Origin of the sequence: Leucobacter sp. gxy201, assembly GCF_051043335.1 — a bacterium.
Taxonomy (GTDB): domain Bacteria; phylum Actinomycetota; class Actinomycetes; order Actinomycetales; family Microbacteriaceae; genus Leucobacter.
Genome location: NZ_JAMXWS010000001.1, coordinates 196,545 through 221,486 on the forward strand (window position 1 = coordinate 196,545; position 24,942 = coordinate 221,486).

The 24,942-nt window shown below is 70.3% G+C and carries 27 protein-coding genes and 1 pseudogene; 16 read left to right on the forward strand and 12 right to left on the reverse strand.

Translation table 11 applies throughout. The annotated features are described in order from the left end of the window. The first annotated feature begins 49 nt into the window (after positions 1–49). The 6 genes from NHL51_RS00840 (at position 50) to ypfJ (ending at position 10,540) form a co-directional block, all read left to right on the forward strand. The gene (locus NHL51_RS00840; RefSeq protein ID WP_434141064.1) at positions 50–3,871 is read left to right on the forward strand and encodes an efflux RND transporter permease subunit; all 3,822 of its coding nucleotides are present in this window, start codon (positions 50–52) and stop codon (positions 3,869–3,871) included. A 2-nt stretch (positions 3,872–3,873) separates the two neighbouring features. Then, entirely contained in the window at positions 3,874–5,373 is a 1,500-nt protein-coding gene (locus tag NHL51_RS00845; protein ID WP_434141065.1) for a DEAD/DEAH box helicase, read from the forward strand. Positions 5,374–5,397: 24 nt separating this feature from the next. Beyond that, the gene (locus NHL51_RS00850; protein WP_434141066.1) at positions 5,398–5,895 is read left to right on the forward strand and encodes a hypothetical protein; all 498 of its coding nucleotides are present in this window, start codon (positions 5,398–5,400) and stop codon (positions 5,893–5,895) included. Between the two features lie 214 nt (positions 5,896–6,109). Next, complete coding sequence (locus tag NHL51_RS00855; RefSeq protein ID WP_434141068.1) at positions 6,110–8,191, forward strand: acyl-CoA dehydrogenase family protein; 2,082 nt, start codon at positions 6,110–6,112, stop codon at positions 8,189–8,191. 208 nt (positions 8,192–8,399) lie between these two features. Next, complete coding sequence (gene pip / locus NHL51_RS00860) at positions 8,400–9,425, forward strand: prolyl aminopeptidase (RefSeq protein WP_434141069.1); 1,026 nt, start codon at positions 8,400–8,402, stop codon at positions 9,423–9,425. 221 nt (positions 9,426–9,646) lie between these two features. Beyond that, the gene (gene ypfJ / locus NHL51_RS00865; protein WP_434141070.1) at positions 9,647–10,540 is read left to right on the forward strand and encodes a KPN_02809 family neutral zinc metallopeptidase; all 894 of its coding nucleotides are present in this window, start codon (positions 9,647–9,649) and stop codon (positions 10,538–10,540) included. Positions 10,541–10,555: 15 nt separating this feature from the next. On the opposite strand, the gene NHL51_RS00870 is transcribed toward ypfJ, so the two are convergent. The 3 genes from NHL51_RS00870 to NHL51_RS00880 all read right to left on the reverse strand — a co-directional run bounded on the left by NHL51_RS00870 (position 10,556) and on the right by NHL51_RS00880 (position 12,649). After that, positions 10,556–11,416 carry a LysR substrate-binding domain-containing protein gene (locus NHL51_RS00870; RefSeq protein ID WP_434141071.1) on the reverse strand — a complete coding sequence of 287 codons (861 nt, stop codon included), beginning with the start codon at positions 11,414–11,416 and terminating at the stop codon, positions 10,556–10,558. After that, the gene (locus NHL51_RS00875) at positions 11,413–11,757 is read right to left on the reverse strand and encodes an MGMT family protein (protein ID WP_434141073.1); all 345 of its coding nucleotides are present in this window, start codon (positions 11,755–11,757) and stop codon (positions 11,413–11,415) included. Before NHL51_RS00875 ends, NHL51_RS00870 begins: the two co-directional genes overlap by 4 nt. Positions 11,758–11,926: 169 nt before the next feature. Continuing rightward, a complete protein-coding gene (locus NHL51_RS00880; protein ID WP_434141074.1) occupies positions 11,927–12,649 on the reverse strand; it encodes a VIT1/CCC1 transporter family protein in 723 nt (240 codons plus the stop codon). 270 nt (positions 12,650–12,919) lie between these two features. Between NHL51_RS00880 and NHL51_RS00885 the strand changes: the two genes are divergently transcribed. After that, on the forward strand, positions 12,920–13,423 hold the full coding sequence (locus tag NHL51_RS00885; protein WP_434141076.1) for an SRPBCC family protein: 504 nt from the start codon (positions 12,920–12,922) through the stop codon (positions 13,421–13,423). Between the two features lie 7 nt (positions 13,424–13,430). Continuing rightward, a complete protein-coding gene (locus NHL51_RS00890) occupies positions 13,431–13,871 on the forward strand; it encodes a DUF1801 domain-containing protein (protein WP_434141078.1) in 441 nt (146 codons plus the stop codon). 56 nt (positions 13,872–13,927) lie between these two features. On the opposite strand, the gene NHL51_RS00895 is transcribed toward NHL51_RS00890, so the two are convergent. Next, a complete protein-coding gene (locus NHL51_RS00895; protein ID WP_434141080.1) occupies positions 13,928–14,419 on the reverse strand; it encodes a nucleoside deaminase in 492 nt (163 codons plus the stop codon). 57 nt (positions 14,420–14,476) lie between these two features. Continuing rightward, entirely contained in the window at positions 14,477–15,013 is a 537-nt protein-coding gene (locus NHL51_RS00900; RefSeq protein ID WP_434141082.1) for a dihydrofolate reductase family protein, read from the reverse strand. Between the two features lie 48 nt (positions 15,014–15,061). On the opposite strand from NHL51_RS00900, the gene NHL51_RS00905 reads away from it, so the two are divergent. Further along, the gene (locus NHL51_RS00905) at positions 15,062–15,484 is read left to right on the forward strand and encodes a hypothetical protein (protein ID WP_434141083.1); all 423 of its coding nucleotides are present in this window, start codon (positions 15,062–15,064) and stop codon (positions 15,482–15,484) included. A gap of 28 nt (positions 15,485–15,512) precedes the next feature. On the opposite strand, the gene NHL51_RS00910 is transcribed toward NHL51_RS00905, so the two are convergent. Further along, on the reverse strand, positions 15,513–15,980 hold the full coding sequence (locus tag NHL51_RS00910) for a GNAT family N-acetyltransferase (protein WP_434141085.1): 468 nt from the start codon (positions 15,978–15,980) through the stop codon (positions 15,513–15,515). Between the two features lie 212 nt (positions 15,981–16,192). Here NHL51_RS00910 and NHL51_RS00915 point away from each other — a divergent pair, with 212 nt between their 5' ends. Next, on the forward strand, positions 16,193–16,447 hold the full coding sequence (locus NHL51_RS00915; RefSeq protein WP_434141087.1) for a hypothetical protein: 255 nt from the start codon (positions 16,193–16,195) through the stop codon (positions 16,445–16,447). A gap of 153 nt (positions 16,448–16,600) precedes the next feature. Here NHL51_RS00915 and NHL51_RS00920 read toward each other — a convergent pair whose 3' ends face one another. From NHL51_RS00920 to NHL51_RS00935, 4 genes and pseudogenes are all read right to left on the reverse strand, one after another. Beyond that, a complete protein-coding gene (locus NHL51_RS00920) occupies positions 16,601–17,386 on the reverse strand; it encodes an alpha/beta fold hydrolase (RefSeq protein ID WP_434141088.1) in 786 nt (261 codons plus the stop codon). A 63-nt stretch (positions 17,387–17,449) separates the two neighbouring features. Then, positions 17,450–17,575: pseudogene (locus tag NHL51_RS00925) on the reverse strand (LLM class flavin-dependent oxidoreductase); the annotation flags it as partial. 2 nt (positions 17,576–17,577) lie between these two features. After that, complete coding sequence (locus tag NHL51_RS00930) at positions 17,578–18,078, reverse strand: GNAT family N-acetyltransferase (RefSeq protein WP_434141089.1); 501 nt, start codon at positions 18,076–18,078, stop codon at positions 17,578–17,580. 28 nt (positions 18,079–18,106) lie between these two features. After that, positions 18,107–19,156 carry an LLM class flavin-dependent oxidoreductase gene (locus NHL51_RS00935; RefSeq protein WP_434141091.1) on the reverse strand — a complete coding sequence of 350 codons (1,050 nt, stop codon included), beginning with the start codon at positions 19,154–19,156 and terminating at the stop codon, positions 18,107–18,109. Positions 19,157–19,295: 139 nt separating this feature from the next. Between NHL51_RS00935 and NHL51_RS00940 the strand changes: the two genes are divergently transcribed. The 6 genes from NHL51_RS00940 to NHL51_RS00965 all read left to right on the forward strand — a co-directional run bounded on the left by NHL51_RS00940 (position 19,296) and on the right by NHL51_RS00965 (position 23,591). Then, on the forward strand, positions 19,296–20,027 hold the full coding sequence (locus NHL51_RS00940) for a CPBP family intramembrane glutamic endopeptidase (RefSeq protein WP_434141092.1): 732 nt from the start codon (positions 19,296–19,298) through the stop codon (positions 20,025–20,027). A gap of 29 nt (positions 20,028–20,056) precedes the next feature. Continuing rightward, positions 20,057–20,425, forward strand: coding sequence for a hypothetical protein (locus tag NHL51_RS00945; protein ID WP_434141093.1), 369 nt, complete (start codon positions 20,057–20,059; stop codon positions 20,423–20,425). A 21-nt stretch (positions 20,426–20,446) separates the two neighbouring features. Beyond that, complete coding sequence (locus NHL51_RS00950) at positions 20,447–20,686, forward strand: helix-turn-helix transcriptional regulator (RefSeq protein WP_434141094.1); 240 nt, start codon at positions 20,447–20,449, stop codon at positions 20,684–20,686. A 9-nt stretch (positions 20,687–20,695) separates the two neighbouring features. Beyond that, positions 20,696–21,328 carry a LysE family transporter gene (locus NHL51_RS00955; RefSeq protein WP_434141095.1) on the forward strand — a complete coding sequence of 211 codons (633 nt, stop codon included), beginning with the start codon at positions 20,696–20,698 and terminating at the stop codon, positions 21,326–21,328. 113 nt (positions 21,329–21,441) lie between these two features. Beyond that, positions 21,442–22,206, forward strand: coding sequence for an ABC transporter ATP-binding protein (locus tag NHL51_RS00960; RefSeq protein WP_434141096.1), 765 nt, complete (start codon positions 21,442–21,444; stop codon positions 22,204–22,206). Further along, entirely contained in the window at positions 22,203–23,591 is a 1,389-nt protein-coding gene (locus NHL51_RS00965) for an FtsX-like permease family protein (protein ID WP_434141097.1), read from the forward strand. The genes NHL51_RS00960 and NHL51_RS00965 overlap by 4 nt, the downstream gene beginning before the upstream one ends. 30 nt (positions 23,592–23,621) lie before the next feature. On the opposite strand, the gene ispF is transcribed toward NHL51_RS00965, so the two are convergent. Together ispF and ispD are read right to left on the reverse strand one after the other, a co-directional pair. Next, positions 23,622–24,089, reverse strand: a complete 468-nt coding sequence (ispF, locus tag NHL51_RS00970; RefSeq protein WP_434141098.1) for a 2-C-methyl-D-erythritol 2,4-cyclodiphosphate synthase — start codon at positions 24,087–24,089, stop codon at positions 23,622–23,624. After that, positions 24,086–24,874, reverse strand: coding sequence for a 2-C-methyl-D-erythritol 4-phosphate cytidylyltransferase (ispD, locus tag NHL51_RS00975; RefSeq protein ID WP_434141099.1), 789 nt, complete (start codon positions 24,872–24,874; stop codon positions 24,086–24,088). Before ispD ends, ispF begins: the two co-directional genes overlap by 4 nt. Positions 24,875–24,942 lie beyond the last annotated feature (68 nt).

Sequence of the window (24,942 nt, forward strand, 5' to 3'; positions counted from 1 at the left end):
GCATTATCCACCCGAAGGCTGCTCGATGCCGCATGGGATACTGGACGCCATGCATCTTCTCACGGTCGTCAGTCTCAAGAACCGCGCCCTGATCGCGCTCGTGACGATCGTCGCAGCGGTGTTCGGCCTCATCGGCGTCGGGTCGCTGAAGCAGGAGCTCATGCCGTCGGTGCAGTTCCCGGCGATCGCCGTCGTCACCTCGTATCCGGGAGCGTCGCCCGAGGTGGTGAACAACGACGTGTCGGGCCCGATCGAGACCGCGCTGCGGGCCGTGCCGAGCCTCGAGAGCACGACCGCCACCTCGAGCACCGGGGCATCGATGGTCGTCGCGCAGTTCACCTACGGCGTCGACATCACCGCGACCGAGCAGAAGGTCGAGCGCGCGATCAGCCGCATCTCCGAGCTGCTGCCCGCGGCCGCCGACTCGCAAGTGCTCTCGGGCAGCATCGACGACTTCCCCGTGATCCAGATCTCGGTCGCGCCGGCCGAAGGCGAGACGCCCGAGCAGGCGGCCGCGACCATCGAGCGCCTCGCCATCCCCGAGCTCAGCGACATCGAGGGCGTGCGCGACGCGCAGCTCACCGGCGCCCGCCCCGACCGCATCACGATCGCGCCGTGGCTCGACGTGCTCGCCGAGAACGGCATCGCCCCGCAGACACTCGGCGACACGCTGCAGCAGAGCGGGCTGCTCGTCGCCGCCGGCACCGTGACCGAGGGCGAGCGCACCCTCGCCATCGAAGCGGGCTCGGCGCTCACGGGCGTCGAAGACGTCGCGGCGCTGCCCATCCCCGGCACCGCGCTCACCATCGGCCAGGTCGGCGAGGTGCGACTCGAACCCGGCCCCGTCGAGAGCATCTCGCGCGTGGACGGCGCCCCTGCCCTGACGATCGCCGTCACCAAGATGTCCGCGGCCAACACGGTCGACGTCTCGCACGCGGTGCAGAGCTCGCTCGACGGCCTGCAGGAGCAGCTCGGCGGCGCGCAGCTGACCGTCATCTTCGACCAGGCGCCCTACATCGAGCAGTCGATCGAGACGCTCACCACCGAAGGGCTGCTCGGCCTGCTCTTCGCGGTGCTCGTGATCCTCGTCTTCCTGCTGTCGGTGCGGGCCACCCTCGTGACGGCGATCTCGATCCCGATGTCGGTGCTGCTCACCTTCATCGGCCTGAACTTCGCCGATTACACGCTCAACATGCTCACCCTCGGTGCGCTCACGATCTCGATCGGCAGGGTCGTCGACGACTCCATCGTGGTCATCGAGAACATCAAGCGGCATCTCGGCGAGCGGCCCGACGACGAACGGGCCCGTACCATCGTCACGGCAGTGCGCGAGGTCGCCGGCGCCATCACCGCCTCGACCATTACGACCGTCGCCGTGTTCCTGCCGATGGCGTTCGTCGACGGTATGGTCGGCGAGCTCTTCCGCCCCTTCGCGTTCACCGTCACCATCGCGCTCATCGCCTCGCTGCTCGTGTCGCTCACGATCGTGCCAGTGCTCGCGCACTGGTTCCTGCGCATCTCGCACCGCGGCGCGACGCCCGCCGCACCGCGGCCCGAACCGCGCGACACCTGGCTGCAGCGCGCCTACCGCCCCGTCATCGACTGGACGCTCAAGGGCCGCGGCCCCGCACTCACCCTCGGCGCCGCCATGATCGTCGCAGGGCTCACCGGCGCGCTCGCCGCGACTCCGCTGCTGAAGACCAGCTTCATGGGCGATCAGGGTCAGAACTCCGTCGGCCTCGTGCAGACCCTCGCGCCCGGCACGAGCCTCGACGCGCAGCTCGCGCAGGCCGAACGCGTCGAGGAGGCCCTGAACGGCGTCGACGGCATCGAGACGGTGCAGGTCACGATCGGCAGCGCCGGCGGCGGCATGGCCGCCATCTTCGGCGGGGGCGGCGACGGCGCCGTCACCTACTCGATCACGACCGACGCCGACGCCGACCAGGCCGCGCTGCAGGAGCGGATCCGCGGCGCAGTGGACGCCCTCGACGACGCGGGCGAGTTCTCGCTCGGCCAATCCGACGGCGGCGTCACCGCCTCGAGCAGCATCGCCGTCACCGTCGAGGCCCCCGACCAGGCGACCCTGGCAGAGGCGAGCGACGCGGTCGTCGCGGCGCTCGCGGAGCAGCCGTCGCTGGAACAGGTCGAGAGCGATCTCGCGCAGTCGCGCCCGTTCCTCAAGGTCGCCGTCGATCGCGCAGCCGCGGCCCAGTTCGGGTTGACCGAGACCGCGGTCGCCATGCAGGTCGCGCAGCAGATGCAGCCGCAGCAGATCGGCCAGATCGTCGTCGACGAGACCAGCACGGCCGTCTACCTCGCGGTCGGCGTGCCACCGACCGACCAGGCCGGAGTCGCGGCCCTCGGCATCCAGAGCGCGCTCGGCCCGGTCGCCCTCTCGCAGGTCGCCGCGGTCGAGGTCGCCGACGGCCCGGTCACCGTGCGCAGCGAAGACGGCGCCCGGGTGGTGACCGTCTCGGCGCTGCCGAAGAGCGACGACCTCGGCGCCGCCGGCCTCGAGGTGACCGCCGCGCTCGACTCGGTGCAGCTGCCCGAGGGCGCGAACGCGAGCATCGGCGGCGTTATGGCGCAGCAGAGCGAAGCGTTCGAACAGCTCGGGCTCGCGCTGCTGGCCGCGATCCTCATCGTCTACGTCGTGATGGTCGCCACCTTCCGCAGCCTGCTGCAGCCGCTGCTGCTGCTCGTCTCGGTGCCGTTCGCGGCCACGGGCGCGCTGCTGCTGCTCGTCGCGACCGGCATCCCGCTCGGCGTCGCATCGCTCATCGGCGTGCTCATGCTCGTCGGCATCGTCGTGACGAACGCGATCGTGCTCATCGACCTGGTGAACCAGTACCGAGAGCGCGGCGACTCTCTGCACGATGCCGTGACGCACGGCGCGATGCAGCGTCTGCGCCCCATCGTGATGACCGCGCTCGCCACGATCCTCGCCCTCACCCCGATGGGCATCGGCATCACCGGGAAGGGCGGGTTCATCTCCCAGCCGCTCGCAGTCGTCGTCATCGGCGGCCTGCTCTCGTCGACGGTCCTCACCCTCATCGTGCTGCCCGCACTGTACTACGTCGTCGAACGCGGCCGTGAGAACCGGCGCGATCGCCGGGTTCGCGCAGCCGCCCCGGACGGACCCGTGCCCGCGCTGACGGGGGCCGATGCCGACGCCGCGCTCGCAGCTCCCGGTTCGGGGACGCCCACCGCTGCGGAGCCGGCCGGGCGCCCCATGGCGGTCGCTCCGTGGGTGATCGACGCCGAGCCCGTGGCCGCCTGGGAGCCCGTGGCGGCCGCTGAGCCCGAGATCGATGCCGCGCCCGAGATCGATGCCGCGCCCGAGATCGTCGCTGAGCCTGAGCCTGAGCCTGAGCCAGATGTCTTCGCGGAGCTGTTCGGCGAGCACGAGCACGAGTCTGAGTCGGAGTCTGAGTCGGAGCCGGAGCCGGAGCCGGACGGTGAGCCCGATCCGGAGTCCGCTGGTGCTCCGAATCCCGAGTTCACCCCCGAACCGGAAAGCGCGGCCGAGCGGGACTGCGCACCACCGACGGCGTCAGAGGCCTTGCCCGCGCCTGCGCAGACCGCCGACCCGGAGACGCAGCGCCGCATCCTCGAGGAGCTCATGCGGGTCGGAATGTCGGCCCCCGAGGTGTCGGGCCACGCCGGGCACGCCGAATCGCAACCGGCAGCGCCCGTGCCCGTCGCAGACGAGCCCGAACCCGACTGGGATGAACTCATGCGCCAGGCGCTGCTCGACACCGACGCCGAAGCGGGCGTCGAGTCCGAATCCGATACCGGCGCAAGCTCCGCCTCCGGAGCCCCAGCGGACTCCGAGGCGGACGGCACGCGCGGCGACCAGGAAGGCCGGTAACCATGGCCCAGAAGAAGAATCGCGGGTTCAAAGCGCCCGCCGATTACGACCCGCGACGCGGCGGCAAGGGCGGCAAGAACCTCAGAGGGCGCAAGTACGGTACGGAAGCGACGCGCGGTACCGACGCGCCGCGTTCGCGCGATCGGGACCGGGGTCGCGACCGCAGCGCGGCGCAGTCGACCGACCCGATCGACGGGCGATCGCGCCGGCAGCAGAGCGACCCGCAGCGCCGAGAGGCGCAGCCCCGGCTCGAGCGGATCGAAGCGCAGCGCACGACGGCCGCCGACGTGCGCGGCATGACCTTCGCGGACCTCGGGCTCGGCGGCAACATCGTGCGCACCCTCGGCGAGCTCGGCGCCGATCGACCGTTCCCGATCCAGGCCGCGACCATCCCCGACGCCGTCGCGGGCCGCGACGTGCTCGGCCGCGCGCGCACGGGCTCGGGCAAGACGATCGCGTTCGGCGCGGCGCTCGTCGAGCGCCTGCTGAAGCTCAAGGCCGAGGGAGCGTTCGCCGCCGATCCCCGGGCGCAGAAGCACCAGCCGAAGACACCGCGCGGCGAGCGGGCCCCGCGCACTCCTGCGCGAGCCGCCCGTAACCCGAAGGCGCTCATCCTCGCTCCGACGCGCGAGCTGGCGCTGCAGATCGACCGCACGGTGCAGCCGATCGCGCGCTCCGTCGGCTTCTACACGGCGCAGCTCGTCGGCGGCGTGCCGATCGACCCGCAGGTGCACGCCCTCGAGCGCGGCATCGACATCGTGATCGGCACCCCCGGGCGGGTGCAGGATCTCGTGAACCGTCGCAAGCTCGACCTGCGCGAGGTACTCGTATCGGTGCTCGACGAGGCCGACCACATGTGCGAACTCGGCTTCCTCGAACCCGTGCAGCGCATTCTGCGGCAGACCGAGCGCGGCGGCCAGCGGCTGCTCTTCTCGGCGACGCTCGACAGCGGCGTCTCAGAGCTCGTCGCCGAGTTCCTGCGCGACCCCGCCGCGCACGAGGCCGAAGAGGCCGCCGCCGGCGGCACCGAGCATCGCGTGCTGCTCGTGATGCGCGAGGACAAGCAGCGGGCGCTCGTCGAGCTCGCCTCGCAGCCCGGGCGCATCATGGTGTTCTGCCGCACGCGGGCCTTCGCCGAGCAGGTCTCCGAGCTGCTGCAGGACGCGGGCATCAAAGCGACCTCGCTGCACGGCGACCTGAGCCAGGCACGGCGCGAACGCAGCCTCGCGAAGTTCTCCGAAGGCAGGGCGCGCGTGCTCGTCGCGACCGATGTCGCGGCCCGGGGCATCCACGTCGACCGCGTCGACCTCGTGCTGCAGGCCGACCCGCCAGACGACTACAAGGCCTATCTGCACCGCGCCGGCCGCACGGGCCGCGCGGGCGCCGACGGGCGGGTCATCACGCTGATCCCGCGCACCCGGCAGAAGCGCACCCGCGAACTGTTCGCCGAGGCAGGCATCGAGCCCGACTTCTTCGGCGATTTCCGCCCCGGCGGGCAGTAGCGGCAAAGCGCGAAGGGACACCGCATGACCGAAGACCAGCAGCCCTCGCAGGGCCTGCAGCCTCCGCAGCTCGTGCCCGGGCAGGCTCCGCCGCCGTACCCGACGTGGGCGCCGCGGCCGTCGGGGCGAAAGTTCTGGGCGCTCGGCTTCCTCGCCTTCATCCCGTGGGCAGGGTGGATCGTGGCGCCCATCGTGCTGCTCGTGCAGCAGGCGAACGTGCGGCGCGACCCGTCGCCGGTCGTGCGGGAGAACGCGCGCTGGGCGGCGAACTGGATGCTGACGGCGACGCTCGCGATGATCATCGGCCTCGGCGGTCTGCTCGCCGCTGCGGTCTTCGGGCAGATCGCGATCGACGCGGGCGGCAGCTTCGAACTGATGCCGCTCGTCGTGATGAGCGCCGTGCTCATGGTCCTCATGCAGCTCGCCCATGCCGTGATCTCGCTCATCGGCACCATCCTCGCCGCCGACCGGGTATTCGACCCGGTCGCCGTGATCCGCTTCATCCCTCCGGTCGATGGCTGACAATCCGCGACACTGAATTTTGGCGGGTTGCCACAAACTCCTCCGGGAAGCGCCGGAGCCCGATTGTGCGCCGGTGCCCGACCGGTGGCACCCGCGCGCGGGCGGCCGTAGCCTGAGTACCACGCGGAGGCCGAGCGTGCCCGGCACGCCCGGACCGGCCTTCGCACGAGCATCGCCCCGAGGCCCCGAACGGCCCCGCATCGAAGGAGCACCGATGAGTGAGAACACCGCACGCACCGAACCGCGCATGAACGTCGCCGAGGTCGGCGATGCACTGCTCGGCAAGTGGAAGCAGGAGCGCCTCGAGTCGCGCGCGCTCGCCGCCGACCCCCGGCTGCACACCGCGCAGGGCACCCCCATGGACGAGTTCCGCGAGCGCGCCCTCGGCCAGCTGCAGGTGCTCGTCGACGCCGGAGCGATCCAGCGCGCCTTCCCGAGCGATCTCGGCGGCGGCGACAACCACGGCGGCAACATCGCCGCATTCCAGGAGCTCGTGCTCGCCGACCCCTCGATGCAGATCAAGAGCGGTGTGCAGTGGGGCCTCTTCGGCGCCGCCGTGCTGCACCTCGGCACGCGGCAGCACCACGAGAAGTGGCTGCCGCAGATCATGAGCCTGGAACTGCCCGGCGCCTTCGCGATGACCGAGATCGGCCACGGCTCCGACGTGGCCTCGATCGGCACGACCGCGACCTACGACCCCGACACCGAGGAGTTCGAGATCCACACCCCCTTCGCCGGGGCGTGGAAGGAGTTCCTCGGCAATGCCGCGCTGCACGGCCAGGCGGCGGTCGTCTTCGCCCAGCTCATCACGCAGGGCGTCAACCACGGCGTGCACGCCTTCTTCGTACCGATCCGGACGCGCGAGGGCGAGATGCTGCCGGGCATCGGCAGCGAGGACGACGGGGTCAAGGGCGGTCTCAACGGCATCGACAACGGCCGGCTGTACTTCACCCACGTGCGCATTCCGCGCGAGAACCTGCTCAACCGCTACGGCGACGTCGCCGCCGACGGCACCTACTCGTCGGCCATCGAGAGCCCCGGCCGCCGCTTCTTCACGATGATCGGCACCCTCGTGCAGGGGCGCGTCTCGCTCGACGGCGCCTCGGTGCGCGCCATGCAGGCGGCCCTCGCGATCGCGGTCAAGTACGGCAGCGAGCGCCGCCAGTTCCCCGGCGCCTCGGGCCGCGAGACCGTGCTGCTCGACTACGGCCGCCACCAGCGCCGCCTCATCCCGCGCATCGCCCAGACCTACGCCATGGCCTTCGCCGACGAGCGCCTGCTCACCGTGTTCGACGAGGTCTTCTCGGGGGCGCGCGACACCGACGAGAACCGCGAAGACCTCGAGACCCTCGCGGCGGCGTTCAAGCCGCTGTCGACCTGGGCGGCGCTCGATACGCTGCAGGAGGCGCGCGAGGCCTGCGGCGGCGCCGGATTCATGGCGAAGAACCGCCTCACCGGGTTGCGTCACGACCTCGACATCTACGTTACCTTCGAGGGCGACAACAACATCCTGCTGCAGCTCGTCGGCAAGCGCCTGCTCTCGGATTACGCGGCGCAGTTCGCTGGCGGCGACCGCGCAGCGCTCGCGAAGGCCGCCGCGAGCCAGATCGGCGACCGGGTCAGCCGCTTCGGCCTGCGCCAGATGGGGCAGAGCATCGCCGACCTCGGCCGCGTCGCCCGCTCGGTCGAGAGCATGCGCACCCCCGAGGCTCAGCGCGAACTGCTCACCGACCGCGTCGAGACGATGGTCGCCGAGATCGCCGTCGCGCTGCGCGACGCCACCAAGGGCATCGACAAGAGCGACAAGCGTGCCCGCGCCATCGCCACCGAGGACGCGTTCAACGCGCAGCAGAACAAGCTCATCGCGGCGGCGCGCGCGCACGCCGAGCTGCTGCAGTGGGAGGCCTTCACCGAGGGCATCGGCGAGCTGCGCGACGAGGGATCGCGCCAGGTGCTCACCTGGCTGCGCGACCTGTTCGGGCTCGGCCTCATCGAGCAGAACGCGGCGTGGTACCTCACGGCTGGCCGCATCTCGGGCCAGCGCGCCGAGGCCGTCACCGCCTACATCGACCGCCTCATCGGGCGCCTGCGCCCGCACGCGCTCGACCTCGTCGATGCCTTCGGTCTGACGCCCGAGCTGCTGCGCGCCGAGATCGCTACCGGCATCGAAGCCGAGCGCCAGCAGGAGGCACACGACTACGTCGAGGCGCAGAAGGCCGCCGGTCTCTGGCCGATCCACGAGAAGGAGCTGCGCGCCCGCGCGAAGGCCGAGGCCAAGGCCGCCGCGAAGGCCTAGGTGGATCGCCGGGGCCCGTGAAGGGCCCTGGTGATCCCTGCCGTGCCCGGCGATCCCTGTCGGGCCACGTCCGTCTCGCCCGTTGATCAGGTTTCTGCCGTATATCTGCCATTCGCCCCAGGGATCGGCCATATCTTCGGCCGAAGACATACCCTGGGGCGGGCGCCGGCGCCTGCGCGCCTCCCGCTCGTCGCCCTAAGGTGGAAGCATGACTGAACTGCGCACCCTGTACCCGCCGATCGAACCCCACGCATTCGGGCGACTGCCCGTCGGCGACGGGCAGCAGATCTTCTGGGAGGAATGCGGCAACCCCGAGGGCAAGCCCGTCGTGTTCCTCCACGGCGGTCCCGGCGGCGGCGCCAGCGCAGACCACCGCCGCTACTTCGACCCCGAGAAGTACCGCATCGTGCTCTTCGATCAGCGCGGCTGCGGCCGCAGCCTGCCGCACGCGAGCGACCCCGAAGCCGACCTCAGCGCGAACACGACCTGGCACCTCGTCGCCGACATCGAGCGCCTGCGAGAGCACCTCGAGATCGACCGGTGGCAGGTCTTCGGCGGCTCATGGGGCTCGACTCTCGCCCTCGCCTACGCGCAGACCCACACCGAGCGGGTGACCGAGCTCGTGCTGCGCGGCATCTTCACGCTGCGCGAGACCGAGATCCACTGGTTCTACCAGGAGGGCGCCTCGCAGCTCTACCCGGACGCCTGGGAGCACTACCTCTCCGTCATCCCGGAGGCCGAGCGCGACGACCTCGTGCGGGCCTACCACCGGCGCCTCTTCGACGCCGACCCCGCCGTGCACGTGCCTGCGGCGGTCGAGTGGACGGTGTGGGAGAACTCGACGATCCGGCTGATCCCCGAAGCGCAGAGCATCGCCGCCGCCCGCGCCGATGAGACCTCTGCGGTCGCGTTCGCGCGCATCGAGAACCACTACTTCACGAACGGCGGCTGGCTCGAAGACGGGCAGCTCATCCGCGATGCGGGGGAGAAGCTGCGCGGCGTGCCCGGCGTGATCGTGCAGGGCCGCTACGACACCTGCACCCCGCCCCGCACCGCATGGGACCTGCACCGCGCCTGGCCCGAGGCCGCGTTCGAGATGATCGCCGACGCGGGCCACGCCGCGAGCGAGCCCGGCATCGTCGACGCCCTGGTCCGGGCAACCGACCGCTTCGCTCGTTCGGCTGGCGCAGTAGCGCCACCGGCCGATACTCAGAACGCGATGCGTTCTTCGTGATCGTCCGCCGACCGCTTCGCTCGTTCGGCTGGCGCAGTAGCGCCACCGGCCGATACTCAGAACGCGATGCGTTCTTCGTGATCGTCCGCCGACCGCTTCGCGGAATAGTCACCGCGGCGTCGCGCGGAAGGCGCGGCGAAGGGGGCCGGCGGCCCATACACTGAAGATGCGACGCAGCGCCGCCCCGACAGCCGCACAGCAACCCCGATGAGGAGCCCAGCATGACGTTCAACGAGAACGCGCGCATCGATACCAGCAAGGTCACGAAGCGGCGCGGGGGCATGAAGAAGGGCGGCATGATCGCGGGCGGCGGCGGTGCCATCGTGCTGCTCCTGCTGCTCGGCTCGCAGCTGCTCGGCGTCGACCTCACGGGCTTCGCGCCCGTCGCCGAGCAGGCGTTCGGCGGGGGCGCGGTCTCGCAGGAGTACCAGGGCGACCTCGAGAACTGCGCTACCGGCGCCGATGCGAACCGCGACGCCGAGTGCCGCATGGCCGGCACGAGCGACTCGCTCGACCGCTACTGGGCGGGCCAGATCGACGGGTATCGCAGCCCGGCCGATGTCGTGCTCTTCGAAGGCAGCACGCAGTCGCAGTGCGGTACGGCTTCGTCGGCGACGGGCCCGTTCTACTGCCCGCCCGAAGAAGCCATCTACGTCGATGTCGCCTTCTTCGACACGCTGAGTCAGGAGTACGGCGCCTCGGGCGGCCCGCTCGCCGAGATGTACGTGCTCGCGCACGAGTGGGGCCATCACGTGTCGAACCTGATCGGCTCCCTGCAGGGCGTCGGCCGCGACACCGGCCCGACCTCGGGCTCGGTGCGGCTCGAGCTGCAGGCCGACTGCTTCGCGGGCGCCTGGGTGCAGAACGCGTCGACGGTGCCCGACAGCCAGGGCGTGCCCTATTTGCAGCCGGTGACGCAGCAGGAGATCGCCGATGCGATGAGCGCTGCGGCCGCCGTCGGGGACGACCGCATCATGGAATCGGCAGGCGTCGGCGTCAACCCCGAGCGCTTCACCCACGGCACCTCCGAGCAGCGCCAGCGCTGGTTCCAGACCGGCTACCAGCAGGGCCCGACGGCCTGCGGTACCTTCGACGTGCCGGCCGCGCAGCTGTAGCGGAGAGCGGTGCGCCTAGCGCTTCTTGCGCCCGGCCGCCTGGCGCTTCTCGGCCTTCTTGCGCTCGGCCTTCGCTTTCGCCGCCGCGAGCTGCGCGCCGCGCGAGCCCGGCTTCGGCCCGGCCTTCTTGCTCGCCGCGGTCGCGGGGCGGGGCGGCTTCCGCTTCGCACGCTGCTCCGCGGCCTCGCCGACGCCAGGAGCGCTGTCGCTGCCGCCGTCGCCCGTGGACGCGGCCGTGCGTGAGCTGCGGGCCGTGCGGCCCCGCATGATTCCTGCGAGCTGCTGCACGTCCGATGCGTCGCGCGTCAGATCCCAGCTCGCCCAGACGACGCCGCCCTCGAGGTCGGTGTCACCGGTCACGGGCAGCACGGCGTGCTCTTTGCGCGACGAGAGCTGCCGGGCGAGCGGCAGCGGCAGCAGAATGGCACCGGCCCCCGTCGCGACGACCGCGAGTGCCGCTGCAGCGTTACGGGGCCTCCACGACGGGTCCGCGGCGGGCTCGGCGGCCGGCCACTGCTCCAGGTGATCCCCATGGTCCATGAGCCGCACGAGGGCCAGATCGGCCGCATCGATGCCCGGCTCGCCGGCGAGCTCGTGGTCGGCCGCGACGACGAGCGCGACCGCCTCGATGTACAGGCGCACGGCGTGCCGCGTGGGTTCGGGTGAGGCCGTGCCCTCGGGCAGGTCGCCGGGGCGGGTGCGCTCGAGCATGACATCGACGGGGCCGCCGTCGATGGGCCGGTGATCCCTGCCGTAGGTGACCCCGAGGGGCACGAGCTGGAGCGGCTCGCCGACCGCCTGCTGCCACCGCTTCGCCCACTTGCCGGGGGCCATGCCGCGCGCGAAGCCGAGGCGCAAGGGTCGATGCTCGCTCACAGGGCGACCTCCGAATAGATCTCGTGGGTGTAGGGGAGCCGCGCGGTCGACAGCGCGAGCCGGTAGTCCTCGGGGTGCCGGGCGTCGTATCCGCGAAGCGGCGTTCCCTCCTCGAGGTAGTGCGGCAGGGCGGGGCGCGCGTGCCCCTGCGGCGGGAGGCCGCTCGCCGGCACGACCCGCCACCAGGCGACGGCATGGCCGTAGAGCGCCAGTACGCGGCCGACGGCGCGCGGCGCCTCGGAGCCGATCGCGATGCCGACATCGCCGTAGGTCATGACACGCCCCTCGGGGATGCGCGCGACGATGCCGAGAACGGCTTCGGTGAACTCGGCGCTCGGCATGCTTCCAGAGTACGGCAGCTGTGCGATGCGGTGGCGCATTCGCGAGCGCCGTGGCTTCATTCGGAGATGGGAGCTCGATCGGATGGATTCGGGCCGGAATGTCCGACTGAGCTCTCGAATCCGACTGAGCTCACGGACGCAAGCAGCACTCGACAGGGATCGCCGCCGATCAACCGAGCGACGAGACCCCGAGCAGCATGCCGATCGTGTAGGTCGCCGCGACCGCGATACCGCCGAACACGAGCTGCCGCAGCGCCCCCTTCACCCAGTTATGACGCGCGAAGCGCGCCGCGAGGCCGCCGGCGACGAGGAGGCCCGCACCGCCGAATGCGAAACCCCAGCCGAGCGTGCCGAAGCCGAAGATGAAGGGGATGATCGGGATGAAAGCGCCTACCGCGAACGACAGGAACGACGAGAAGGCCGCGACCCAGGGCGAGGGGTGCCCGTCGGGGCTGAGACCAAGCTCCTGCATCAGGTGCAACTGCACGGCGCTGTCGCGGTTCTCCTGCACCTGAGAAGCAGCGGTGCGGGCGATCTCGGGGGTCATGCCGTAGCGCAGGAAGCGGCGCTCGAGTTCGGCCTGCTCGCCCTGCGGGTTCCGGGTGTGAGCCTGGACCTCGGCCGTCATCTCGGCGTCGAACTGCTCGTTCGCGGTGCGCACCGACGTGTACTCGCCGAGCGCCATCGAGATCGCGCCGGCGATGAGGCCCGAGATGCCCGTGATCGCCACGATGCCGGGGGCGGCGCCCGCCGCTGCGATACCGGCGATGAGTCCGACGTTCGAGACGAGGCCGTCCATCGCGCCGAAGACGCTCGCGCGCAGCCAGCCCGATGAGACATCGGCGTGGCTGTGATCGTACTCGTGCGGGTACGAGATGTCGTACTCGGTCATGTCGCTGCTCCCTGATCCGTGCGGCCGTGCGCGCAGGTCGCGCGCTGCGGCGCCCGGCCGATGATCCGCGGCCGCGCCTCGCACGAGGCATCACAGTAGCAACTTCCGGAGGCGAGGGAGAAGCCGGTCCACGACCTCGCCGCGGGGGCGCATTGATGTTCGGGAGGGCGAACTTTCGGGGCTGCGCGGGCGGTGCGCGTCTGGGGCGGTGCGCGGTAGGCTGTGCCGCGAGGCACGGAGAGCGCCGAGCCCGTGCACGGAGGAGACGAGATGAGTGGCGAAGCCAGCGGCCGAGTGGTGACGGGCGAGCGGGGTCCGGTGCTCGTGCTGGTGCGATCCCTGGCGCTGGCCGCCGAGGAGACCTGGGCGCATCTCACCGAGTCCGAGCTCACCGAGCAGTGGTTCGGGCCGTGGGAGGGAGATGCGAGGCCGGGCGGCGCCGTGCGGGTGCGCATGCGCTTCGAGGATCACGAGCCGGCCATCGGTATGCGCATCGACGCATGCGAGGCGCCGGCGCGGCTCGTGCTGCAGGCCGAGGAGGAGGTCGGGGGCTGGCACCTCGAGCTGCGGGTCGAGGAGGACGGCGAGGACGACTCGCTGCTGACCTTCATGCACCATCTCTCTGACGCCGACCTCGCGCAGGTCGGCGAGATCGGCCCCGGTTGGGAGTACTACCTCGATCTGCTCGTCGCCGCGACCGAGGGCACCGAGCGGCCGGGGTTCGACCAGTACTACCCGGCGCTGCGCGAGGCGTACCTGGTCTGGCAACGGTGAGGTCGGGATGGTGACGAAGCAGCCTGCGATGCGCCCGACCGGCGAGAGCATCGCCGAGGTGCTGGGCCGGGTCTCGGGCCCGAGGCGCGATGAGGCCGCCGAACTGGTCGCGCTGCTCGGCGCGGTGAGCGGCACCGAGCCCGTGGTATGGGCCGGCCGCATCATCGGCTTCGGCGAGTACGAGTACCGTTACGCGACCGGTCACGGCGGGCGCGCGCCCGAACTCGGCTTCGCGACGGGCTCGGCGAAGCACACGATCTATCTCATCGAGGGCTTCGCCGAACGCTGGCCCGGTCTGCTCGAGCGGCTCGGCAGGCATCGCGCGAGCCGCGTCTGCCTGTACCTGACGCGGCTGACCGGTATCGATCGCGAAGTGCTGCGCGAGCTGCTCGTGCGTTCGCTCGAGCTCAACCGCGAACGCTGGGGGAGCGCCGGCGGCGCCGACTGACCCCGCCGAGCTCCGCGGAGATGCTCCGGGGAGCCGCTCCGAAGGGCGGCGTCGCGCTACCTTCCGTGGAGGCGGGCCTGCAGCGTCTTGACCTCGTCAGCGAGCTCGGGTGCGGGGCCGCGGGTCGCGATGCCCGGGGCGACCGCCTCGACGGGCAGCGGGTTCACGGGGCCGGCCGGCACGTCCCATTCGGCAAGCCAGGCGGTGAGCTGCTCGGTGCTCGAGGCGTACACGATATCGGCGAGCCCGACCCACGCGTGCGCGGCCGAGCACATGGGGCAGTGCTCGCCCGAGGTGTAGACGGTGGAGCCGGCGCGCTCCGCGGGCGTCAGGTGGTTCGCCGCCCAGCGGGCGATCTCGAACTCGGGGTGCAGGGTGTGGTCGCCGCCCTTGACCCGGTTGCGATCCTCGAAGCGCACGGCGCCCGAGGCATCGACGAGGATCGAGCCGAACGGCTCGTCGCCGTCGTCGAGCGCTTCGCGGGCGAGCTCGACGCAGCGGCGCAGGTGGGCGAGGTCTTCGGGGGAGAGCGAGCGCGAATCGGTCATGCCGTCACGGTAGCAGGCCCGGCGGGCACGGGTTCGAGTGCTGCGCCGCCCGGCCCGTCAGCCGAGCGGGGAGTCGTGCATTACTCCGTAGCGGGCGCACACGAAGTCGCGGTTGCGGGCCGTGTCGAGCAGCTCGAGGTGCAGTCTGCGCGGGAAGAGCGGGCGGCCCTCTCCGAGCATGACGGGGGCGTACTGCACCCACACCTCGTCGAGCAGGCCGGCATCGGCGAACTGGCCGGCGAGATCGCCGCCGCCCATGACCCAGACGTCCTTGCCATCGGCGGCCCGAGCCGCCGCGGAGTGCATCTCGCGCACATCGCCCTGTACGAACCGGATGTCGGCGCCCTCGATCACGGGGAGGTCGCGGTGCGTGAACACCCATGCGGGCTGCTCGTACTGCCACCCCTCGTCGGCGGCGAGCAGCCATTCGTAGGTCGACGCGCCCATGACGAGCGCGCCGATGCCCGCCGAGAACGCGGGGTAGGCCATGGGGCCCTCGAAATCGAAGTCCTGCGCGAAGAGCCAGTCGAGCGAATGGTCGGGGGTCGCGATGAAGCCGTCGAGGCTCGAAGCGGTGTAGAAATGGGTGGCCATGCCTTCATCGTAGGCGTGCCGGGCGTACGAGTCGCTTAAGCTCGAAGCATGGAATCGGAGGCCTTCGCCCGCGCACTGCGCGAGGGGCGCCGCAAGGAGCGCCGCGACGGCGTGCTGCTGCTCGTCGTCGGCGCGGTCTTCATCGCGGCCGGGGTGCTGCTGATCGTGGTCGGCAACCGCTGGCTCGGGGCGACGGGCGCCGCCTTCGGCGCGATGGCGGTGTGCACGGGCATCGCGCACCTGCGCGGCAGCGAATCGGCCGCAGCCCGCATCCCGGTGCTGCTCATCGCCATCGCGATGGTCGTGACGGGCGTGCTCGCGGTGATCGCCGGCATCGCGACGCCCGGGGCGTGGGGCTGGCGCGGCGGCGGCGCTGGCGTAGTCGCAGGCGTGCTGTTCCTGGTGCTCGGCGCTGCCGGAATCGCGGCGTTCATCATCGCGTCCGTGCGTCGGCGCCGTCATCGCGTCTGAGGGCGGCGACGGGTCTGCCGCGAGTCGACTACGACCGCAGCGCGAGGTGCAGCAGCGGGTACGGGCGGCCGTCGCCGTCGAGTTCGCTGCGGCCGACCTGCACGAAGCCCCGACTGGTGTAGAAGCCGACAGCGGCCGGGTTCTGCTCGTTCACGTCGACCGTGTTCACGCCGTAGTGCGCGATCGCCTCGGCGAGCAGAGCCGAACCGATGCCGGCGCCGCGGGCCTCGTCAGTGATGAACAGCATCTCGAGGTTGCCCTCGGCCACTCCCGCGAAGCCCACGACCTCCGCGCCGCGCTCGGCGACGGTGAGCGCGACCGCGGGGAAGTAGTCGGCGGCGAGACGGGATTCGATGCGTGCGAAGTCGGCCTCGTCGAGGAAGTCGTGGGTCGCGCGCACGGCGCTGCGCCAGATCTCCACCAGCATCGGATACTCGTCCGCGCCGCGGCACGGGCGAATCAGGAGGTCAGCGGTCTGCCGGTCGTGCGAATCCATCGTCCCAGTATCCCATCGAATCGCACCGGAGCCTCCGTCGCGTCTCCTACGGTCGCCGTCGGTGCCCCTACGCACGCGCGGTGCCCTGATGGGCGGGGAATAACGGCACCTCGCGTCCAGAAGGGCACCTTCGACGGACAAAGCTATCCCGAGCCCTACCGGGCCCCGCTCCACGGTCGCTTGAAGAAGCACCCGCCGCAGGAGGTGCGTACTTGGGCCCGGAGACCATCAGCATCATCGTGGCGATGGCCACGTTCGCTGTGGTCACGATCGGCACGTCAGTGACGCTGGTGCGTCGCCTCGAAGCGCGGACGGACGCGCGATTCGAACAGGTCGCCTCGCATATGGATGCCCGCTTCTCCGAGCAGGGCGCACGGATCGACGGACTGTCAGCCGAACTCACCGAGGTGAAGATCTCGATCGCTCGACTCGAGGGGACTCCGCCGCGTCTCATGGGCACCCGTTGAGATGAGCCTGCAAGAAGCGGCACCGGCCGCACCCGAACTCTGCTGCCACCCGAGCTCGGGTGCGACGTGCTTCGCGAACGACTCGAGCACATGGAGGTTGTACTCCGAACCGAGCTGGTTGGGGTACGCGGTGCAACGAATGCGAGCGTGTTTCTATGCGTAGAAAACGGACACGCGATGGAGCCACTCACGGATCAGTGCCGAAACGATCTCCGGCTGTTCAAGGTGCAAATTGTGGCCTGCTGCATCGAGAACCGTGAATGTTCCCCGAACATGGTGGTTGCGGAAGGAGGTTCCGTCCTCAAACCCAACTACCTGATCCTGGCGTCCAAATACATGCAGGGAGGGTGCCATGAAAGTCCCCGCCGCGGCAATCTCGGGAGTGTACGCGGTGCTGTATCTTTCACCGATCCGATCCAGTACCTCTTGTTTGGATTCGCGTATGCCCGGTAGTACGAATCTTTCGAACGCTTCGAGGTTCGCTGCTGTGTGAATCACCGCCATTTCAGCGAATTCTTCGCGTGCTTCTCCGGCCAGTTCGAGGACTTTTTCGTCGTACTGAGTCGCCTGGTGCTGAGGGAGGACGCGCTGAGTTCGATCCATCTGGAAAGCACCCGCAAGCGTTGCTAGGCCGACACACTGTTCGGAGAGGGTATGGGCAACATGGCGAGCGACCATGGCGCCAAAGGAATTGCCGATCACCGCGAAACTTCTGCCCCCAAGGATCTGACTCACTTCCTCGAGCACAGAATCTGCGAGCTCCTGAGGCGATGCAACTCCGGTGTCTTCGGCGGCCGCAGCCCAGGGCAGGTCCAGGTATACCCGTTGCCAGTTCTGTTCTCCGAGCATGTCCTCCAACGGGAGCATGATTCGGTGGTCTACGCCGAAACCGTGGATGACGATGAGCGGCGGCCCTTCGCCGCGGATTTCTGCGATCACTCCACAACCCTAGCTCGGCTCATGACGGGCACAGGTCTGACGCACATTGCTGGCCACGATGAGTCAGGCGCTGATTGCGTCTCCCTGCACAGGGCCCTCCGTGCTGGGCTTCCACCCCAGAGCAGGAGCCACATGGGTAGCAAAGGACTCGAGCACATGGAGGTTGTACTCCGGACCGAGCTGGTTCGGACCTAAATGTGCTCTTCGTCCAGCAACTTGCGCATTCGATAGTTGACAAGCTTTACTCCCAGTTTGACCGGCTCCTGTCGGCGCTCGATAGAGAATCTATGTCTCTCGAAGAACGGTCGAGCAGTAATGCTGACATCGGCGGTAAGGCTCGTCGCGTGGAGTTCTCTTGATTGCTTTTCCGCCTCCATGAGAAGCGCGTGCGCGACTCCTTGTCTCTGGTGTTGGGGGTCCACAAACATCATGTCGATGTATCCACGCTCATCGACATCGGAAAACCCAACGACCTCACCGTTCGCAGTGGCGACAAAACTATTCCGCTTGCGCATGGCGAGGTTCCACCTCGCAACATCGCGCCGGCCCGGTTGGGCCCAGGCCTGGACTTGCTCTGGCGAGTAGTCAGCCGCAGCGATTCTTGTGATCGCCGTCGTGAAAATCCTCAGTGTGGTCATAGCATCGTCAGCCTGATAGTGGCGGATGCTGGGAGTTTGCGGCGTCGCGCTCATAGGCTGTCAAGACTATAAGACGCTGTCCCTAGACCGCGTCGCCCTGCACCGGCCCCTCGGTGTTCGGCTGCCATCCGAGCGCGGGGGCGACGTGCTTCGCGAACGAGTCGAGCACATGGAGATTGTACTCCGGACCGAGCTGGTTCGGGATGGTCAGCATGAGCGTGTCGGCAGCCATCACGGCCTCGTCGGCGCGCAGCTGCTCGATAAGGCGGTCGGGCGAATCGGCGTAGGTCTTGCCGAACGTCGAGCGCAGCCCGTCGATGATGCCGACCTGATCCTGCCCATCGCGCCCGCGGATGCCGAAGTACATCTCGTCCTGCTCGTTCACGAGCGGGAAGACGCTGCGGCTCACCGAGACGCGGGGCGCGCCGGTGTGGCCGGCCTCGCGGTACGCCTCGCGGAACTGCTCGATCTGCTGCCGCTGCAGCACATGGAACGGTTCGCCCGTCGCCTCGGTGAGCAGCGTCGAGCTCATCATGTTGAGCCCCATGCGCCCGACGTCGACGGCCGAGGTGCGCGAGCCGGCGCCCCACCAGATGCGGTCGCGCAGCCCGGGGGAGCGCGGCTCGATCGCGAGGCGGCCCGGTGGCGCCATCTGCGGGTCGGCCTCGACGAGTCCGTCGCCGTCGATCGCCTGCAGGAACAGTTCGAACTTGTCGCGGGCGATGTCGGCGCCGCGCGGGTCGTCGGAGCCGGTGTAGCCGAACGCCTCGTAGCCGCGCACGGCGGTCTCCGGGGACCCCCGGCTGATGCCGATCGCGATGCGCTGGTCCGAGATGAGATCGAGCGCCGCGAGCTCCTCGGCCAGATACAGCGGGTTCTCGTAGCGCATGTCGATCACGCCTGTGCCGACCTCGATGCGCTTCGTGCGCGCGGCGATCGCGGTGAGCAGAGGGATCGGCGATGCCGCCTGCCGAGCGAAGTGGTGCACGCGCACGAAGGCGCCGTTCACACCGATCTCATCGGCTCCCTCCGCGAGCTCGATGGTCTGCTTGAGCATGTCGCCCGCAGTGCGCACGCGCGACCCCGGAACGGGGCCGTAGTGGCCGAATGAGAGGAATCCGAATGCTTTCATGATGGCTCCAACCTGTATGCATGTGCATCTATTCCCGCCGGGAGGCGCGTCGGGTGGCGCGATGCGCGCGGGCGGGTGTCGGCCGCGAGTCTGTCAAGGGTGCTTGACTTCCATGTCAAGGTCGCTGTACATTCAGATCATGACCACGACGACCAGCACCCAGCATCCCGCCGGTCTGCCCGGCACCGTACCGACCCCGGCGCTCCGCCTCATCGGCGTGCTCGCCATCCGCCCCGTGCTCATCCTCGCGCTCGGGCTGATCCTGATCGCAGCACGTACCTCCCTGATCTACGCCAACGCCCTCGTCGTCATCGTCGATGTCGCCGCGCTCGCCGCCGTCGCGCTCGCGATGCGCGCCGAGGGTCGCGGTCTGCGCGACCTCTTCCGCCCCTGGCGCTGGGTCGACCTGGCCTGGGGCGCGCTCATGCTCGTCATCCTGACCGTCGGTTTCCTCGTCTCGAACTTCGTCGCGAACCTCATCGTCTACCACGGCGCCCCGCCCATGCCGACGGGCGCTACGCCGAGCGTGCCGCTCTGGGTCGGGCTCGTCGCCGTCATCGTCGCACCGCTCAGCATCGCCCTCGCTGAAGAAGCGGTCTACCGGGGCTACGCCCAGCCGCGCCTCGCGGGCCGCATCGGAACCGCGCTCGCGCTGATCATCGTGGCCGTCGTCTTCGGCATCCAGCACATCGGCTTCGCCCTGACCTCGCCGGCCGATGTCGCTGCGAAGGTGCTCACCACCCTCTTCGCCGGCCTCATCCTCGGCGGGCTCATGGTCTGGATGAAGCGTATCGCGCCGCTCGTGCTCGCGCACTGGGGACTCGACCTGCTGTTCCTCGGCCTACCGACGCTGATGCTCGCACTGGCGTGATGACGATGCGCAGAGATCCTCGCCGCACGATGTCGCCATCGGCCCGTTACAACGCGCGCTTCGCCGCGGGAATGGTGCTGTACGCCCTCACGCTCGCCGCAGCGCTCGTCATGCGCGGCGCCGGTATCGGCACCTGGCAGCCGATGCTGCTCACCCTGCCGAGCGTCGCGGTGATGGCCTGGGCGGTCGTCGCGTACTATCGGGAATCGGACGAGTTCGCACAGCGCAAGCTCGCGGAATCGTTCATCATCGCCTTCGCGGTCGGAGTGCCGACGCTGCTCGTCATCGGTCTGCTCGAATCGTTCGGCGGCCCGCATCTGAACTGGATGATCGCGTTCGCCGTCATGATGGCGGGCTGGTTGGTCGGGTCGCTCGTCGCGAACGCGCGGTACCGCTGAGCGGCTGAGCTGGTAAGGATCATGCGCAACGACATCAGGGCCCGACGCGCCGAGCGCCGGTGGTCGCAGGCGGAGCTCGGGGCGCGCCTCGGGGTCTCCCGGCAGACCATCATCGCCATTGAGAGCGGCAAGTACGACCCGTCGCTGCCGCTCGCCTTCAAACTGGCGGCCGTCTTCGGCACGACGATCGAGGCGATCTTCGACCCGGGGGCCGTTGCCGAACCGGAGGCGGATGCCGCCGGGGACGCCCCGCGTCCGTAGACTGCTCGGGTGCCGTTCTCCGCCTGGCTGTCGCTGCTCGCCGCCACCGTCGTCATCAGTTTCACGCCCGGCGCGGGCGCCATCAATACGATGTCGATCTCGCTGACGCGGGGTTGGCGCCGATCGCTCTGGGGCATCATCGGCCAGCAGATCGCGCTCATCGTGCACATCGTCATCGCGGCCGCCGGTCTCGGGGTGCTGGTGGCGAGTTCGCCCGTGCTCTTCGCGCTCATCCGCTACGCCGGTGCCGCCTATCTCGCCTACCTGGGCCTGCGCATGCTGTTCTCGCGGCCTCGGGCGAAGGAGGAAGGGGCGGCGGGCCCGGCCTCGCGCTTCGGCGATCGCCGTCGCGACCTCGTGATGCGGGGCATCTGGGTGAACCTGCTGAACCCGAAGGCGATCGTGTTCTTCCTCGCATTCATTCCTCAGCTCGTGCGCCTCGACCAGCCGCAACTGCCGCAGTACCTCATCATCGCGGCGACGACGGTGCTCGTCGACACCTGCGTGATGTGGTTCTTCTTCGCTGCCGCCGCGAAACCCTTCGGCCGCTTCGCCGGAACGATGCGCGGGCAGCAGGTGCTCGGCTCGATCTTCGGTGCGCTGTTCATCGCAGTCGCCGCGCTGCTGCTCTGCATCCGCTGAGCCGTCTTGCCGGAACCGGCGCCGGCACCGGCCCGGACACCGGTACCGGGGTACGACCCGATCGGTACTCCCGGTCGATCCCCCGCCCCGCTCCCGCCGCATAGTTTCGAAGCATGGAAACGAAACCGAGCGAAATGGGACTGGTCGCGCGCGTCGCGAACCTGGGCAAGCAGTACGGAGGGACCGCGCAGCGCGTGACTGCCCTCGACGACGTGTCGATGGGTATCAGGCGAGGCAGCTTCACCGCGATCATGGGGCCGTCGGGGTCGGGCAAGTCGACCCTCATGCACATGATGGCGGGCCTCGACACACCGACGAGCGGCCGCGTGTGGCTCGGCGACGACGAGATCACGGGCCTCGGCGACGCCGACCTCACCCGTCTGCGCCGGCGCCGCATCGGCTTCGTGTTCCAGGCGTTCAACCTCGTGCCGACGCTCGACGTGCTCGGCAACATCCGCCTCCCGTTCGAACTCGACGGGCGCGCCCCGAACTCCGAAGAGCGCGCGCGCATCGGCTCCCTGATCGGTCGGCTCGGCCTCGACGGTCGCACCGGCCATCGGCCCCACGAGCTCTCGGGCGGCCAGCAGCAGCGCGTCGCCATCGCGCGCGCCCTCGCCACGCGTCCCGAGGTGATCTTCGCCGACGAGCCGACCGGCGCCCTCGACTCGCGCACCGGGCGCGATGTGCTGCGCCTCCTGCGCGCGGCCGCCGACTCCGAGGGGCAGAGCATCGCCATGGTGACCCACGACCCCATCGCAGCGAGCCACGCCGACCGCATCCTCTTCCTCGCCGACGGCCGCATCGTCGCCGACCACGGAGCCATGTCGGCCGAGCAGATCTCCGAGACCATGCTGCATCTCGAGGGGGTCGCGGCATGACCTCCGTCATCCGCGAGCACCTCGCGACCGTCACCGTCTCGGCCCTGAGCGCCCTGTTCGCCGCGACGCTCATCATCTTCACCGGCATTCTCACCGCCGCGCTCGACCCGGAGCTCGTCGCAGAGGCCGGCACCTTCCGCGTGATGCTGCTCATCGTGTCGTTCATCTTCATCGTCATCGCGCTCTACGTCGGCGCGATCGTCACCGCCAACACCTTCGCCACGGTGATCGCCGGGCGCACGCGCACCATCGCGCTCTTGCGGCTCATCGGATCGACCTCCGCGCGGGTGCGCGCGAAGACCGCCGGCGAGGGTCTCTTCATGGGCGCGGTCGGCGCGATCCTCGGGCTGCTGCTCGCCATCGCGCTCTGCGCCGTCACCGTCGGGATCGGCCCGTCGCTCGGCTGGCTGCCCGAAGGGCGCGACTACCCGCTGCTCGACCCGCTCGCGCTCGCCGCCGCCGCGGTCGTCGCAGCGACCACCTGGCTCGCCGCGTGGGCCGGCACCCGACGCGTCGCCGGCATCTCGCCCATCGCGGCGACGGGGGCGGCCGTCGAACTGACCCCCGAGGCCTCCCGCAAGCGCACCGGCCGCACCGTATTCGCCCTCATGCTGCTCATCGGCGGTGCGGCGCTGATCGCGTTCGGCCTGCTGCTCAGCTTCGTCACGCCGCTCGCGCTGCTCGTCTCGTTCTTCGGCGGTCTCTTCTCGTTCACCGGCATCGCCGTCGGCGCGCACTTCGTCATGCCGCCCCTGCTGCGCCTCGCCGGCCGCCTGACCGGCCGCAGCATCACCGGCCGCATCGCGGCGGCGAACACCGTGCGCTTCCCCGAACGCAGCGCCCGATCCACGATCGGCCTCGTCATCGGCGTCACCCTGGTCGTCATGTTCGCCGTCGCGCTCGAGAGCTACCGCTCGATGACTCTCGAAGCGTTCGCGAACGACCCTGAGCTGGCCGCGAGCCTCGACAGCACGCTCGCCATCACGACCGGCGTGTTCACCGGGCTCGTCGGCTTCTCGGCGGTCATCGCCGCCGTCGGCCTCGTGAACACCCTCTCGCTCAGCGTGCTGCAGCGCACCCGGGAGCTCGGCCTGCTGCGCACCCTCGGCTTCACGGGATCCCAGGTGCGGCGCATGGTGCTCACCGAGAGCGCGCAGATGACGCTGGCCGCCCTCGGCGCGGGGCTCGTGCTCGGCACCTTCTACGGGTGGGTCGCGGCGCAGTCGATGCTCGGCTCGCAGGTGGGCCTCGCACTGCCGACGATGCCGTGGATCGTCATCGCGGGCGTCGTGGTGTTCGGCGTGCTGCTCGCGATGCTGGCGGCCGCGGCCCCGGCCCGTCGCGCGATCCGCGTCTCGCCGGTGGTGGCGCTCGCAGCAGACTGAGCCGCGGGGGAGCGGCTCAGCTCCGCTCGATCAGACCCGTTCGATCAGGGCGGTGGCGATCGCGGCGATGCCCTCTCCGCGGCCGGTCAGGCCGAGGCCGTCGCTCGTCGTCGCGGCGAGCGACACCGGCGCGCCGAGCAGCAGCGACATCGTCTCCTGCGCCTCGGCGCGCCGCGGCGCGAACTTCGGGCGGTTGCCGATGATCTGCACCGACACGTTCACCGGCAGCCAGCCCGCGGCCGCGAGCTCCTCGGCAGCGCGGAGCAGAAAGCCCGTGCTGTCGGCGTCCGCGGTCTCGGGTGCGTCGACGCCGACGAGCGACCCGATATCGCCGAGGCCCGCGGCCGACAGCAGCGCATCGACGATCGCGTGGCAGACGACGTCGCCGTCGCTGTGCCCCGAGAGGCCGGTCTCGCCGGGCCAGTCGAGGCCGGCGAGGCGCAGCGGGGCCGCCGGGTCGAAGGCGTGCACGTCGACCCCGGTGCCGACCCTGATCACCGCAGCTCCAGCGCTTCCGCGACGCCCTGCGCGTAGAGCGCCTCGAGTACGGCGAGGTCGGCCCGCGTCGTGAGCTTGTGCGCCCGCTGCTCGCCTGCGACCGTACGCACGGTGCCGCCCGCGCGCTGCACGAGGTCGGCGTCGTCGGTGGGCAGCAGCCCGGCCCCGCCCTGCAGCTGAGCGGTCGCGTGCGCCGCCGCCAGTTGCTCGCGCACGAAGCCCTGCGGCGTCTGCACGGCCGCGAGCGGTGCCCGGTCGACGGTCTCGTGCACCACGCCGTCGCCGTCGATGCGCTTCAGGGTGTCCACGACAGGGATCGCCGGGATGACGGCGTCGCCCGTGCGCAGCACCTCGGCCAGCACCCGTTCGAAGAGCTCGGCGCTCGCGAACGGGCGCGCGGCGTCGTGCACGAGGACCGTTTCGACGGAGTCGGGGAGCGCGTCGAGACCGAACCTGACGGATTCGTGACGTTCGCGGCCGCCGACGGCGACCGTCGCCTCCCACGCCGAGGTCGGAGGCAGCACCTGATCGACGAGGGCGAGCGTCTCGGCGGCCCGGCCCTCGGGCACGACGATCACCAGGTGGCCGGCGTGCGGCAGCGAGGTCACGGTCGCGACGCCGAACTCGAGGAGGCGGCGCCCGTGCAGCTGCACGAAGGACTTCGGGACGTCGAGGCCGAGCCGTTCGCCCCGGCCCGCCGCGACGATCACGACGCCCAGGGCGCCCCGGGCGTGCGGCCGCGCGCCGGTCGGGTGGAGTTCGTTCTCGAGCGGTGAGTTGACCATGGGCCCAGCGTACTCGCGGAGGAGCACAGGCGGGATCGGAATGCGAACAGGGCGGGCATCCCGGAGGA